7 protein-coding genes are annotated in these 14,113 nt (G+C 67.9%); all 7 read right to left on the bottom strand.

Annotation, left to right across the window (positions count from 1 at the left end; all coding sequences use genetic code 11):
- Positions 1 to 138: 138 nt before the first annotated feature.
- Positions 139 to 459 carry a thioredoxin gene (gene trxA / locus U0023_RS07470; protein WP_009490441.1) on the bottom strand — a complete coding sequence of 107 codons (321 nt, stop codon included), beginning with the start codon at positions 457 to 459 and terminating at the stop codon, positions 139 to 141.
- Positions 460 to 559: 100 nt separating this feature from the next.
- On the bottom strand, positions 560 to 3,994 hold the full coding sequence (addA, locus tag U0023_RS07465) for a double-strand break repair helicase AddA (protein WP_009490439.1): 3,435 nt from the start codon (positions 3,992 to 3,994) through the stop codon (positions 560 to 562).
- Positions 3,991 to 7,206 carry a double-strand break repair protein AddB gene (gene addB / locus U0023_RS07460; RefSeq protein ID WP_009490437.1) on the bottom strand — a complete coding sequence of 1,072 codons (3,216 nt, stop codon included), beginning with the start codon at positions 7,204 to 7,206 and terminating at the stop codon, positions 3,991 to 3,993. Before addB ends, addA begins: the two co-directional genes overlap by 4 nt.
- An 18-nt stretch (positions 7,207 to 7,224) precedes the next feature.
- Positions 7,225 to 7,959 (bottom strand): nucleotidyltransferase family protein, encoded by a 735-nt coding sequence (locus U0023_RS07455; protein ID WP_009490435.1) that lies wholly within the window; start codon positions 7,957 to 7,959, stop codon positions 7,225 to 7,227.
- Positions 7,960 to 7,967: 8 nt separating this feature from the next.
- Positions 7,968 to 9,554, bottom strand: coding sequence for a tRNA (adenosine(37)-N6)-threonylcarbamoyltransferase complex ATPase subunit type 1 TsaE (gene tsaE / locus U0023_RS07450; protein WP_009490434.1), 1,587 nt, complete (start codon positions 9,552 to 9,554; stop codon positions 7,968 to 7,970).
- Positions 9,555 to 9,562: 8 nt separating this feature from the next.
- Positions 9,563 to 12,133, bottom strand: coding sequence for a sensor histidine kinase (locus U0023_RS07445; protein WP_009490433.1), 2,571 nt, complete (start codon positions 12,131 to 12,133; stop codon positions 9,563 to 9,565).
- Between the two features lie 389 nt (positions 12,134 to 12,522).
- Positions 12,523 to 13,923: an adenosylhomocysteinase gene (ahcY, locus tag U0023_RS07440; protein WP_009490432.1), complete on the bottom strand. Its 1,401-nt coding sequence runs from the start codon at positions 13,921 to 13,923 to the stop codon at positions 12,523 to 12,525.
- Positions 13,924 to 14,113 lie beyond the last annotated feature (190 nt).

The raw sequence follows: 14,113 nt of genomic DNA, 5'->3' as shown, positions 1-14,113 counted from the left end.
TCGAACCAGTCCAGCGCCAGCCCCCCTCTGACAACTCTCCCCCCACAAGGGGGGAGAGGGCAGGTCGCGCTTTACACCAACGGACAACAGAAAAGGGGCCTTTCGGCCCCTCCCCATGATTCCAGAATGTCCGTTCGATCAGGCCGAGGCCTGGATCCAGCGGGACAGCTCGCCCTTGGGGGCGGCGCCGACCTTCTGGGCGACGACCTTGCCGTCCTTGAAGACCATCAGCGCCGGGATCGACCGGATGCCGAGCTGGGAGGAGATCTGCGGGTTCTCGTCCACGTTGAGCTTGGCGATCTTCACCTTGCCGGCCATCTCGTTGGAAATCTCTTCCAGGGCCGGGCCGATCATGCGGCAGGGGCCGCACCATTCCGCCCAGAAGTCGACCACGACGGGCTCGGAGGATTGCAGGACATCCTGCGCGAAGCTTGAGTCGGTCACCTTTACGGTTGCCATCAGATCACCTTTGACTTGAGCGCGACTCGGCTTCGAGCCGCTCGGCTATAGGGCCAAGGTAAGAACCCGGCTTGAGGGAATCAAGCAAGGGGCCCGTCCCTCACGCCGCTTTGATGAGGGTAAGTGCGGATTCAAGCTCGGGTTCCAGGAGCTCGTGGATCACGGGCCCGGAGGTCCAGATCAGGAAGGTGCGGATGCGCTTCTCCGGGTAGATCTCGGCGAGGAGCGTCCGGTAGAGGGCCAACTGCGCCACATAGGAGCGCGGCGGCGGCTGGCCCGGCTTCGGGGCCCGCGCGGTGGTCTTGAAATCGGCCACCAGCACGTCGCTGTCGAGCACGGCCAGCCGGTCGATCTGGCCCGACACCAGGATCTCGCCCTCAACTGTGAGCACCCGCCCGGCGATGGGCGCCTCGGCCCGCGAGCCCTGGCCGAAAAGGGGTTTCAGGTCCGGGTGGTCGAGAACCCCGAGGGCGTTGGTCAGGATCGCTTCGCGCAGGTCCTGGGGAAGACGCGGGGCGCGGGCCTTGATGTAGGTGCGGGCCATGCCCTCCCGATGCTCGGGCGCGAGCGCGGGCAGGCGCTCCAGCAGGGCATGGACCAGGGTGCCGCGTAAGCGGGCCTCGGGCGCATAGGGACCGTCGCCGGGCCGCGTCATCCGGTCGGCGGCGCCGAGTGCGCTGGAGGGTCGGATCGGAGGCAGGGGCTCGGGCTCCGGTGCCGCCGCCGTGGTCAGCCAGCCCGGCACCGCGATGGGATCGAGCGGGGGAACGTCGGATTCCGCCGCCAGCGTGCGCGCCAGCGGCGAGCCTTCGCGCCAGACGGCGATCTCGCCATAGGGAGCCTTGTCCAGCTCCAGGCCGCCGGCCTTGGCGACGAGCCCGTGGCGGATCATCTCGCACCAGGCTTCCTGCCTGGTCTCGTTGCCGTTCGTCCGGTAGGGGGCGATCACCAGCCGGTCCTTGGCGCGGGTCATGGCGACGTAGAGCAGGCGGTTGTGCTCCTCGTAGCCCTTGGCGTGCAGGAGCTCGCGCGCCTGTGCCATCACGCTCGAATCGGAGGTCTTGCCGGGCGCCCAGACCGGGATCTTCCCGCCGGTCGCGCTCTGCAGCTGCAGCAGCGGCGGGTCTCTCCCCAGCACCTCGCAGCCGTCGATGAGCACCACGATGGGTGCCTCCAGGCCCTTCGCGCCGTGCACGGTCATCACGCGCACTTCGTTGTTCACGGAATCGAGGTCGCGCTTGATCGTGTGCGAGGCGGATTCGAACCGGCTGAGGAAGACCGTGAGCGAGGGCGTCTCGGTCATCTCCGATTGATGGGCGAAGCACAGGAAGGCGTCGATGGCGTCGCCCGCCTCGCTGCCCAGCCGCGCCACGAGCAGCGAGCGTCCGCCGCGCGGTCCGAGCAGGGTGGCGAAGAATCCGAAGGGGCCGTGGACGCGCGCAAGCTCGCGCCATGCGCCGAGCGCCTCGCAGCCGCGCCTCGCCTTCACGTCGCCCGCCTCCGCGTGGCGCGTCATGGCGGCGTGCAGGGATTCCGCGTCCGCCCGGTCGGCCGCGATGCGGATGAGATCGTCGTCGGTCAGTCCGACGAGGGGTGATTTCAGCGCGGTGGCGAGCGTGAGATCGTCGTCCGGCAGAAGCGCCGCGCGGCCTGCGGCCACGAGGTCGAGCACGGCGATGTGCTCGCCGATATTGAGCCGGTCCGCGCCGGCCACCGGTACGCCCGCTTCCTTGAGGGCGCGGATCACCGCCTCGAACGCCGCGCCACGCTTCCTCACCAGCACGAGCACGTCGCCGGCGGACCACACGCGGCCCGTCTCGTCGCCCTTGGTGGTCCAGCACTTCACCGCCTGGGCGATGCGGCGCGCGACGACCACGGGCGGCGAATGCTGCTCCGGCTCGTCGATGGGCAGCACCCAGGCCTCGGGCTCCTCCTCCTTGGCGGGCATTTCCAGCGGCCACATCTCCACGAGGCCCGGTGCGTGCGGACGCGCGCTCTCATGCACGGTGCCGACCGCCTTGTCCTCGAAGGACAGGCCCTTGAAGTTCGCCTCGACCGCGAAGGTGGCGTCCACCGCCGACAGAACGGCGCGGCCCGAGCGGAACGACATGGTGAGCGACACGTCCTCGAAGTGAAGCTCGGCGTTCTTCACCTTCTGCGACCAGCTCCGGCGCGTCGTCTCGAATTCCTGTGGGGCTGCGCCTTGGAAGCCGTAGATCGACTGCTTGGGATCGCCGACGGCAAAGAGCGTGCGCACGCGCGAGGCCGCCGCGCCTGCGCCGGACGTGAAATCCTCCGTGATCCGGCGCAGGATCTCCCATTGCTCCGGGTTCGTGTCCTGCGCCTCGTCGATCAGCACGTGGTCGATGCCGCGATCGAGCTTGTAGAGCACCCAGGCCGTGTCGCCGCGCGAGAGCAGCGCCAGCGTCTTGTCGATGAGATCCTGAAAGTCGAGCGCGCCGAGGCGCATCTTCGCCTGCTCGACGCGGGCATGGATTTCGGCCGCGAGCGTGAACAGCGCGCCGGTGCGCTCGGCTGCGCGGGCGGCCTTGCGCTTGTCGATGAGCGAGCACACCCGCTCCTGCTCGCGCAGCAGGAGATCCTTCAGGCTCTCGCCGACATCCTTGGTCAGGAAGGCCGACCCCTTGCGCGGCGTGCCGGCATCGGTGAGAAAGATCGACAGATAGTTTTCGAGTTTCTCCGACCTCTCCTTCGCCTCGGCGGCGGCGATGAAGGATGCCGCGCGCTTCTGGTCGGTCGCCTTGCCGGCGAGCAGCTCCTGCGCGATGGCGGGCCACTCGTCCGGCCCGATGCCGCCTTCGAGCATGGCGGTCTCGACGCTCTCGAGCGTCTCGTCCGCGCCGAGCCCAAGCTCCCGGCGCAGCCTTGCGGGACCTGTCGCATCGTGCAGAAAATTCTTGCACTTCAAGGCCGCGTTGATCGCGCCGGCGAGCGCGTCGCCCACCGCATCGACGCTGATGATGTCGAGGGCTTCGGCCAGCGCCGGGAAGTTGCCGCTCGCCGCATCGGCCATCACGTTGGCGGTGGCCTGGGACAGCATCTCGTCGGTCTGGCTCTCGTCGAGCACCGCGAAGCGCGCGGGCACGTTGGCCTCGAACGGCACGAGGTGCAGAAGCCGCTCGCAGAAGGCGTGGATGGTGTCGATCTTGAGACCGCCCGGCGTTTCCACCGCCCGGGCGAAGAGCGTGCGCGCGAGCTTCACCTGCTGGCGCGTCGGCTTCTCGCCCTCGAGCTCCGTCAGCTCCCGTACGAGGCTTTCCTCGTCGAGCGTGACCCAGCGGCCGAGGCGCTCGAACACGCGGATCGCCATGTTGGCGGCGGCCGCCTTGGTGAAGGTGAGGCAGAGGATGCGGCCGGGCAGCGAGCCTGCGAGCAGGAGACGCACGACGCGGTCGGTGAGCACCTTGGTCTTGCCCGCGCCCGCATTGGCCGACACCCAGGCGGAGGCGCGCGGATTGGCGGCGCGGCGCTGCGCGTCCTTGGTGTATTCCGGGATGACGAGATCGGTGCTCATTCGGACCCCTCAACCCCGCCGGCGCTTGCCAGCGACCATTCCTTCACGCGCGCCAGATGGTCGTATTCCGAGAAGCGGCGCGCATATTTCGGGAAGGGCCGCGAGACGTAAGCGGCTTCGCCCTTGGCATAGCGGACGATCATGCCCTCGAAGCGGCGGCGATGCTCCTCGACGATCTCCGGCACGGTGCGTTCTTCTTTACCCGTCGGCTTGATCTCGCGCGGATCGATGGGGGTCCGTCCTCCGGTCGTATGCACGTAGAGAAGATCCGGCGTGTCCTTCGCCATCGGCAGCCCCTTGAAGGCGCCCTTCATCAGCATCATGGCTTCCAGCGTCAGCTGCGGCGAGAAGCCGGCATAGACCTCGCGCACGCCGGGAGGCTGGCCGGTCTTGAAATCGATGATGGCGAAGCGGCCGTCGCGGCGATGCTCGATGCGGTCGGCGCGGGCGCGCAAATTGAAGATCGTGCCGTCGGGCAGCGGGATCGACAGGCGGCCCGAGCGCTCCGCGTAGACCTCGACGAGGTCGGGGCGGCGGGCCTGCTCCCACACGACGAATTCGGTGGCGAGCCTGGTGAAGCGCGGCCACCATTCCGCATAGAGTTCGGGATAGGCCTCGGCGATGTCGGCGAAGGCGTCCGTGCCGAGCGCGAGCAGGATTTCCTGCGCGTGGGCCGGCATCGCCTTCGGGTATTGCTCGGCGAACGTGCCCAGCACGTCGTGGATGATCGTGCCGCGATCCGCGGCGCTCGGCGTCACGGCGATCGCATCGAGCGCGTCGAGCTTGAGGATGTGGCGCGCGAAGATCGAATAGGGATCGCGCACGAGCGTCTCGATCTCCGTGACGCTCAAGGAGCGCGGGAAAAGCGCCGGATCGGGCTTCGGACGCGGGCGCGGCAGCGACGGCGCGGGCTCCGGCGTGTCGAGGGTGCGCGCGAGGCGGCGGTAATATTCGCCGGCCTTCGTCATGCGCTCCCAGACGTCCTTGCCGGTGAAGGCCTTCAGGCGCTGCAGGAAGCGCGAGGGCACCATGGGCGAGCCGTCGCGCTTGTGCGCGCGGGTGATCACCACGTCGTGCGTGCCGAGCGCCTGCACGAAATCGTGCGCCGTCTGGCCGATGCGCCGTTCCGGCGGCATCAGGCCGACGCGCGAGCGCATGGGCCGGTTGAGGAACGCGTCCGTCACCGTGCGCGGCGGCCAGGAGCCCTCGTCCAGTCCGCCGAGCACCACGCGGTCGACGGAGAGCAGACGCGCTTCGAGAAGGCCGAGGATCTTCAGGCGCCGGTGCGTGGCACGCGGCGAAGGGCTCAAGGAACGCTGCTTGGCGAGCGCCGTGAAGAAGGTCGGGTAATCGACGAAGCGGCCCGCGAGGGGATGGCCTTCCTCCGCGCGGATGTCGGAATGTTCGAGATCGTCGAACAAGGCCGCGAGCGCTTCCTTCGAGGAATCGTCGTCCTGCTCCGCCGGTTCGTCGTCGGGGCCGGCCCAGAGCAGCTCGACGGCGCGGCGGTGATGCTCCACGAGGGACATGAGGTCGAGGCGCCCTTCGCCGTGCGCGGCCGGCGTGAAGGTCTCGAAGGCGACGCCGAGGCGCTGCAGCAGGTCGTCGGCGAGGTCCCAATCGGCCTCCGTCAGGCGCTTGCGCGGGCGGGGCGTGCGATGATCGTTCCCGGCGCGGCGGCTGGCGAGTGCCGCGCGCATGCCCTCGATGCCGAGCGCGGGAGCGGGCCCGCGCAGCACGCCGATTTCGAGCACGCTCGACGCATGCTCGATCGTTTCGCGGGACAGGCCGAGGCGCACCATCGGGTGCGCGAGCAGCGCCAGGAGGCGCACGGGCCGCAGATCGTCGGCGGCCGCTTCCGCGGCCATGCGCGCGAGGCGTCCGGCGGGCGTGTCGGAGAGCGGAATGCCGGCCGAATCCTCGACGCTCAGGCCCCAGCGGGCGAGCTCCGCCGTCACGCGCGTGGCGAGTGCGCGGTCCGGCGTGACGAGGGCTGCGGTCTTGTGCGGATGCGCCAGGGTTTCGCGCAGCGCGATGGCGATGGAAAGCGCCTCCTCGCGCTCGTCCATCGCCTCGATGATGGAAAGCCCTTCGCAGCCGCGCGCGCTCAAGGACATGCGATCCTCAGGGAGGATCAGCGACCAGCGATCCGTGGTGTCGGCCGGACGCAGGGCTTCGGAGAGCAGGTGGTTACGGGCTTGCGCGGCTTCGGGCACTGCGCCGAGAACGGTGACATCCGAGCGTGGGATGCGCAGATGCTTGTCCAGGAGGCGGCGCAAGGAGGCCTGCGGATGCCCGTGCACCGGATCGGTCTCATCGTCGCCGACACCCCCGATGGTGGACCAGCTCTCCTCGTCGAGAACCGTGTCGAGCCCCGGCAGCACGACGGCGCCTTTGGGCAGGCGTGCGATCACGCCCATCAGATGCGCGGTCGCCGGCACGGAGCCGGTCGATCCCGCGACGATGATCGGATGCGCGGGCCGCTCGCGGGTCAGGCGCCGGGCCTCGGCGTCGAGGAGCGCGTTGCGCCGCTGCGCCGGATCGCTCGCCTGGCGCTCGGCCAGGATCCGGGGCCAGTTCTCGCTCGCGATCTGCACGAAATGGCGCGTGATCTCGAAATAGGTCGAGTAGTCGGAATCCACCGCCCCTTCGAGGGCGTGCCAGTCGATGCCTTCCGTCGTGAAGGCATCCATCAGGGTTTCGAGATCGCCCGCGAGGTTCACCGCGTCGGCCGGCGAGGCCGGCACCATGAAGGGCACTTCGGGGCCGAGCTGCAGCAGCGCGCGGTCCACCTCCGCCGACCAGCGCTGCACGAGGCGGGTGAGGATGAGGCGCCGCTCCAGGGGTGGGATCGGGGGCTTGAGGCTCGCGGCTTCCTGGAGCGGCGTGCCCTCCAGGCCCGTCAGCTCGAACTCGGCCTCGTCGGTCTCGCCCAAAGGCACGATCCGCGGCAGAAGCTGCGCCCGGCCTGCGCCGCGCTCGGCAAGCAGCGCGATCAGCGCCCGGGTGGCGCGGCGGTTGGGAACATAGATCGTGATGTCGGACAGCGCCGCGGGATCATCCGGCAAGGGGCCGACGAGATGGCCGTCGAACAGTGCATCCACCAGGGTCGGCAGGAAGGCGCAACCGGGAGGAATCGAAAAGACGCGCGGCGAGGTCCGCGAGTCATGCATGACCGGTTCGGAAAACCGGCTCCCATGGTTCCGGGTCATGCTCGGCACTCGAAAACCTCATCGCTTGCTGGCGGCGAGGCATTGTTCGGCCTCGGTAATCGCCTGAGGCTCCCCAACATGCAGCCATTGCCCCTCCATGCACAAGCCGTAGAGACGCTCCTTCGCGATGGCGCGGTCGTAGAAGGTGTTGGCCGAGAACGCTCCATCGGGCGTCCCGTGAACGAGTTCCGGCTTCACGATGGCGACGCCCGCATAGGCGAAAGGAGCGCTCGGGTCCGTTCCGCGGCGGCGCAGGCGGCCGCTCTCGTCCCTATGAAAATCGCCCCGGCCTTCGAATCCGATGCTTGTGGATAACGGCGCCACGAGCATGAGGATGTCCATCCGGTCCGGGTCCCAGGCCGCCACGAGACGCTTCAGATTCGGCTCTTTGCCCTCGATCCAGAGCGAATCGGAGTTGAAGGTGATGAAGGGCTCTTCGCCCAGAAGCGGCAGGGCCTTCTTCACGCCGCCGCCGGTTTCCAGAAGCTCGCCGCGCTCGTCCGAGATGACGATGCGCGGGAATTCACGGGTGCGCAGATGCGCTTCGAGCATGTCGGCGAAGTGGTGCACGTTCACCACCACCGTGTCGATGCCGGCCTCGTCCAGCCGGTCGAGAGCGAAGTCGATGAGGCTTTGTCCCGCCACCTTCACGAGGGGCTTCGGCAGGGTGGCGGTGATCGGCAGCATGCGCTTGCCTAAGCCTGCGGCGAGGACGATGGCTTTGTGCGGCGCGCGCGTTGAGGTCTGGGACAAGGGGCTGCTCAGGATTCGGGAGGGAGTTCATCCGCCTGCGGGATGAGCCTCGGCAGATAGTTTTCGTACCAGACCTTGAGCTTGCCCAGGGCCGGATGGGCGAGGTTGCGGATGAGATAGGCCTCGATCCGCGGCAGATGCTTGAGGTAATGCGGTTTGCCGTCGCGCCGGTCGAGGCGGGCGAAGATACCGAGGATCTTGGTGGCGCGCTGGCCCGCCATGATCGCATAGGCGCGGGCGAAGGCCGACACGTCGAAATCGGGATCGGCGGCCTTCCGGTCGCGGGCATAGAGGCCGATGAGCTTCAGTTCGAGCTCGGGCGGCACGGTCACGCGCGCGTCCTGCAGGAGCGACGCGACGTCGTAGGCCGGAGAGCCCAGCACCGCATCCTGGAAGTCGATCATGCCGACCCGCTGCAGGCCGTCGCGCTTGGGCAGCCAGATCAGGTTGGGCGAGTGATAGTCGCGCAGGGTCCAGGTGGCCGGGGCGGCGAGAACCTCGCCCAGGGTCTCGGTCCAGAGATTGACGAACTCCGCCCGCGCCGAGCCCGAGAGCTGCGTGCCGATGATGTGGGGCACGTACCAGTCGAGCAGAAGCTCCACCTCGATGAGGAGCGCTTCGAGGTCGTAGGGCGGAATGGCATGGTCGATGCCATCGGCCACGGGGAGCACCTGCGGCAGGGTCTGGCCGTGGAGCTGCGCCAGGACGCGGGTCGCCTCCGCGTAGCGCTCCGGGATCGGCCCCTTGGCGTCGGTGAAGGGCTCCGAGCCGAGATCCTCGATGAGGAGAAGGCCCGCATCGAGATCCTCGCCGTAGATGTAGGGCGCGCTGAAGCCGAGGGCGCGCAGTCCCTTGTCCATCGCCACGAAGGCATGCACCGTCTCGGCGAGCTTCGCGATGGTCGTGTAGGGCTTGCCGCGCCGCACGGCGGGGCCGACCGGACGCGGGGGCGAGATCATCAGCAGCGCGGTCGAGCCGTCGGGCTTCACGAGGCGCTCGTAGGAGCGGATCACGGAGGCGTCGCTCTGCATGGGCTGGCGCTTTGCATCGCCCCAGCCGCAGCGCTCGACGAGGCCGCGATAGGCCTTCATGCGCTGGAGCCGCGACGCGAAGGTGCCGGTTCCGGTGAGCATCGCAAGGCGGCCGCGGCCCTGGCTGCCGGGTGCGAAATCGAGCCGGATGTCGAGATGCTCGGGGTTGAGCGCGTCGTCGGCGCGCTCCGGCCATTCGACGAGGGCGATGGCGTTCTCCGTCATTTCGTCCCAGCCCAGCTCCGCGAGTTCGTAGCCGCCGGAGAGACGGTAGAAATCCGCGTGGACAATAGGGGGCTGCTGGCCGTCATAGACCTGCATCAGTGTGAAGGTGGGGCTTGGAACCTCGAGCTCCGGATCGCCCGCCAGAATCCGCACCAGGGCGCGGGCCAGCGTGGTCTTGCCGGCGCCGAGGCCGCCCGACAGGGTCACGAGATCCCCCGGTTTCAGTTCTTCGGCCAGGATCCGCGCGAAGCGCTCCGTCGACTGGTGGTCGGGAAGCGTCACGATCCATGCGGCTTGCAAAAGGTCCTGCTCGGGCATGAGGGCCAGTCCATTCACCATCGCTGTTCCTACTCGGCTGCGATTGGAGTTAGCGCAGATTGCGCGGATCGGCCATCGGAGGGGGTCTCGTGCCGGTCATTGGGGAAGATGCACGTGACCGTGGTGCCGAGGCCGGGCGTGGACGACACCTCGATGCGCCCGCCATGCAGCTCCACGAAGGACCGCACGATGGACAGCCCCAGGCCCACGCCGCGATGGCGCGTTCCCAGCGTATGGCTCTCGAACCGCTCGAAGATGCGCGCCTTGATCTCGGGCGGAATGCCGCGTCCCTGGTCCTTCACGTCGAAGATCACCTCGCCGCCGCGCTTGCGCGCCGACACCTGGATCGTCTGGCCGGGCGACGAGAAGCCGACCGCGTTGGAGAGCAGGTTGAACAGGATCTGGCGCACGCGCTTGCCGTCGGCCACGAAGGTGCCGATGTCGTCCGGCGTGTCGATGACCAGGTTGAGCGAGGATTCCGCCAGCCGGTCCTCGAGGCCGCGCATGGCCGCCTCGATGGTGGAGCGGATGTCGACGATTTCCGGCGTCAGCTCCAGCGAGCCCGTGTCGATGGACGCGAGATCGAGAATGTCGTTCAAAATCGCGAGCAGCGATGCCGAGGACCGCATGATGTGGTCCGCGTAGTCGCGCTGGCGCGGATTGAGGGCGCCCACCGTCTCGTCGCCGAGCAATTGCGTGAAGCCGATGATGTTGGTGAGCGGCGAGCGCAGCTCGTAGGACACGTGGTGCACGAACTCGTCGCGCAGCCGCGAGGCGCGTTCCAGCGCCTCGTTGCGCTCGGTGAGCGCGCGCTCCACGTTCACGCTCGCGGTCACGTCCGTGAAGCTCAGGAGCGTCGCGCCGTCGGGCAGGGGCTGGGCTGCGCAGTCGAGCGCGGTACCGTCGTGGCGTTCGATGCGGCAGGTGAGGCCCATGCGCATGTCGGCGAGGCCCGCCACTGCGCCGCGAATGTCGATCCAAGGCTCGTCCTGCGGCGCCAGCAGGCGGGCGGCCCTGATGATCGTGTCGATATGCGGGTTCTCCGCCGTCATCTCGGGCGAGAGGTTCCACATGTCGGCGAAGGCGCGGTTGTGCAGCTTGAGGCGCCCGTCGGAGCCGAACACGGCCACGCCTTCCTTGAGCGTATCCAGGGTCTCGGACTGGACGCGGGTCAGCGAATGGACCTGCGAGGCGAGCTCGAAGCGCTCGCTCACATCGTCGAACAGGTACGTGACGCCGCCCTGCGGATTGGGGTTGATGACCACGCGCAGGGTGCGCCGGTCCGGCAGGTGCCACCAGGTCTCCTGCTGCTCGACCGAATGGTAGCCCTGCAGGAACTCGGTCTTCCAGGCGCGGAAATCCGCCTGTTCTGGAAGCTTGCGGCCGGTGCGCAGCTTGTCGAGCACCTCGCTGTCCGTGGGGCGCGAGGCCAGAAACGCGGCGTCCAGCCCCCAGAGGCGCTGATAGGCGGCGTTGCTGAAGATGAGGGTCTGAGACCCGTCGAAGATCGCGACGGCCGTCGGAAGCTGATCCAGGGTGCGCACATGGGCATCCATCTGGCGCTGCAGATCGGTGCGCACCGCTTCGAGTTCGGACACGTCCACCGCGATGCCCGCGCTGCCGCCGGCGGTCGGGCGCTCGATCACGTCGAGCACTGCGCGATGGCCCGCGACGACGGCCGTGACCCGGCCCGAATAGGTGATGCCGGACAGGCGCTGCCGCCGCGCCTCGTCCCGGGTGCCGGTGCCGAGGAGTTCGAGGGAGCGGGCGATGGCGTCGTCGAGATTCTTGGCCTCGACGGAGCGCAGATAGGCCTGGTTGGCCCAGAGCAGCTTGTCGTCCGTGTCGCGGATCCAGAGCGGATAGGCCACGTCGTCGAGCAGCATCGTCATGGAGCGGAGGTCGCTGCGCGCCACCGCGAGCTGGCCCTGCACCTTCATGAGTTCGGCCCGGTCGCCGGTCACGTCCCGCAGGCGCAGGAGCGCCCGCCCGCCGATGGTGCGGCCCTCCACGTCGACGAAGCGGCTGCCCGCGGTGCAGCGCCCCGTCAGGCGGAACGCCTGGCCGCGCTCCTTGAGCTGTTCGAGGGCGCCCTCGACCATGGTGGCGTCGGCCGGGGCGAGCCAGGTGCCGAAAGCGAGGGCGCGATGGGCCGAGGCGTTCTCGCCCACGATGGTGGGGTCGCCCTGGAAGCGCGGCTCCCCGTCCCGCCCGTGCCAGCTCACGAGGAGCTGGCGCTCCGATCCCATGAGCAGGGTCGCGAGATCGTCCGAGCCGCGCAGGGCGTCGAGTTCGTTGCGCAGGCGCCGCTCCATCCGGGCGGCGCGCTTGCGCTCGTGCATCAGCAGCAGGGCGGTCGTGGTCGAGACGGCCACGAGGCCCATGAAGAGGCCGAAATAGACCGCGTTGTGCAGGTCGAATCCGTTCAGGAAGCCGAGAAGGTCCGAGGCTCCGTCCGTGATCGGCCGCAGCAGGTCGTTGGCGAGGGCCGCCTGGGAGGTGCCGGCCAGGAGCGCCAGGGACAGGGGAACGCGGGCCGAACCGACGAGGGAGCCTCTCCCATCGCTGTTGCCGCTATGACGCTCCCGTTGCCCGGCCATGCCGTGCTGCCCTTCCTTTGTTGGCGGCCGAAAAATCATGGCCAAGTTGGATCGATCCCGGCGACGCCTTGCGGCGCTGCAGAGGTCAACCGTCTACGCATGAACGGAACTGCCGGCGCAGGTTCGAAGCCACAGCACAGCCGGTCGATTCGTGTTCACTCTAGACTACCCCCGACTCCGCCAGGAAGAGGGTTAACACCGGCTTAAACTTCCTTTGGAGAACCTGTGTGCAATTCCTCGAACCATATTGCATTTGTGACACACACATGCGGGTGCGACAGTTTGTTCGATTCGACGGCGTCTCATGTCGTCCTGGCCGGCCACGCATGCAGCAAGAAAAAAGCCCGGCTTGAAGCCGGGCTTTTATCGTTCGCGAGGAGCTTATCCCATCAGTAGCGGTAGTGATCCGGCTTGAACGGGCCCTGCTCGGACACGCCGATATAGGACGCCTGGTCGGGGCGCAGCTTGGTGAGCTTCACGCCGATCTTCTCCAGATGCAGGGCGGCGACCTTCTCGTCCAGGTGCTTGGGCAGGGTGTAGACCTTGCGCTCGTACTTGCCCTGGTTGGCGAAGAGCTCGATCTGGGCCAGCGTCTGGTTGGTGAACGAGGCCGACATCACGAAGGACGGGTGGCCCATGGCGTTGCCCAGGTTCACGAGGCGGCCTTCCGACAGCAGGATGATCCGGTGCCCGTCGGGGAATTCGATCTCGTCCACCTGCGGCTTCACGTTGTTCCACTTCAGGTTCTTGAGCGATGCGACCTGGATCTCGTTGTCGAAGTGGCCGATGTTGCAGACGATGGCCCGGTCCTTCATCGCGCGCATGTGCTCGATGGTGATCACGTCCTTGTTGCCGGTGGCGGTGACGAAGATGTCGGCGCGGGGAGCCGCGTCCTCCATGGTCGTGACCTCATAGCCTTCCATGGCGGCCTGGAGGGCGCAGATCGGATCGACTTCCGACACGAGCACGCGGCAGCCGGCCTGACGGAGCGAAGCGGCCGAGCCCTTGCCCACGTCGCCGAAGCCCGCCACCATGGCGACCTTGCCGGCCATCATCACGTCCGTGCCGCGGCGGATGCCGTCGACCAGGGATTCGCGGCAGCCGTAGAGGTTGTCGAACTTGGACTTGGTGACCGAGTCGTTGACGTTGATCGCCGGGAAGAGGAGCTTGCCCTCCTTCTCCATGATGTAGAGGCGGTGAACGCCCGTGGTGGTCTCTTCCGACACACCCTTGATCGACTGCGCCAGCTCGGCGAACCAGCCCTTCGGCTTCTCGGAGAGGAGGCGCTTGATGAGGGCGAAGAACACTTCCTCTTCCTCGGAGCCCGGCTTGTCGAGGAAGGCGGTGTCGCCCTGCTCGGCGCGCAGGCCGAGATGGACGAGCATGGTGGCGTCGCCGCCGTCGTCGAGGATCATGTTCGGCATGCCGCCGCCGTGCCAGTCGAACAGCTTGGCGGTGTAGTCCCAGTACTCCTTCAGGGTCTCGCCCTTATAGGCGAAAACCGGGATGCCGGCGGCCGCGATGGCGGCGGCGGCGTGGTCCTGGGTGGAGTAGATGTTGCAGGACACCCAGCGGATGTCGGCCCCGAGAGCCTTGAGGGTCTCGATCAGCACCGCGGTCTGGATCGTCATGTGCAGCGAGCCGGCGATCCGGGCGCCCTTCAGGGGCTGCTTCGGGCCGTACTCGGCCCGGACGGCCATGAGGCCCGGCATCTCGGTCTCGGCGATGGAGATCTCCTTGCGGCCGAAATCGGCAAGGCTGATGTCTTTGACGATGTAATCCTGCGCCATGATGGCCTCTCTCTTGCACCTGTTCGGTTGAATTGGCGCTGTCTCTACCAGAGACCCGGGAGAGAGGCAATCAAGATATAAAGATGTCTTTATATGTTGGCTGAGGTGCCGAGACGGACACCCCCGGTCATGACCGGGCTTGTCCCGGCCGTCCCGGTTCCGAAGGGCTCGGCGCTCGACAGAAGCGAGA

Source organism: Microvirga lotononidis, assembly GCF_034627025.1.
GTDB classification, from domain to species: Bacteria; Pseudomonadota; Alphaproteobacteria; order Rhizobiales; family Beijerinckiaceae; genus Microvirga; species Microvirga lotononidis.
The sequence above is the reverse complement of the archived record's forward strand: the minus strand, read 5'-3'. Positions and strand labels throughout refer to the sequence as shown.

Excerpts from the sequence above, each read along its gene's own strand:
- U0023_RS07445 (WP_009490433.1), bottom strand. The coding sequence starts at position 12,133 with ATGGCCGGGCAACGGGAGCGTCATAGCGGCAACAGCGATGGGAGAGGC.
- addA (WP_009490439.1), bottom strand. The coding sequence starts at position 3,994 with ATGAGCACCGATCTCGTCATCCCGGAATACACCAAGGACGCGCAGCGC.
- addB (WP_009490437.1), bottom strand. The coding sequence starts at position 7,206 with ATGACCCGGAACCATGGGAGCCGGTTTTCCGAACCGGTCATGCATGAC.
- ahcY (WP_009490432.1), bottom strand. The coding sequence starts at position 13,923 with ATGGCGCAGGATTACATCGTCAAAGACATCAGCCTTGCCGATTTCGGC.
- trxA (WP_009490441.1), bottom strand. The coding sequence starts at position 459 with ATGGCAACCGTAAAGGTGACCGACTCAAGCTTCGCGCAGGATGTCCTG.
- tsaE (WP_009490434.1), bottom strand. The coding sequence starts at position 9,554 with ATGGTGAATGGACTGGCCCTCATGCCCGAGCAGGACCTTTTGCAAGCC.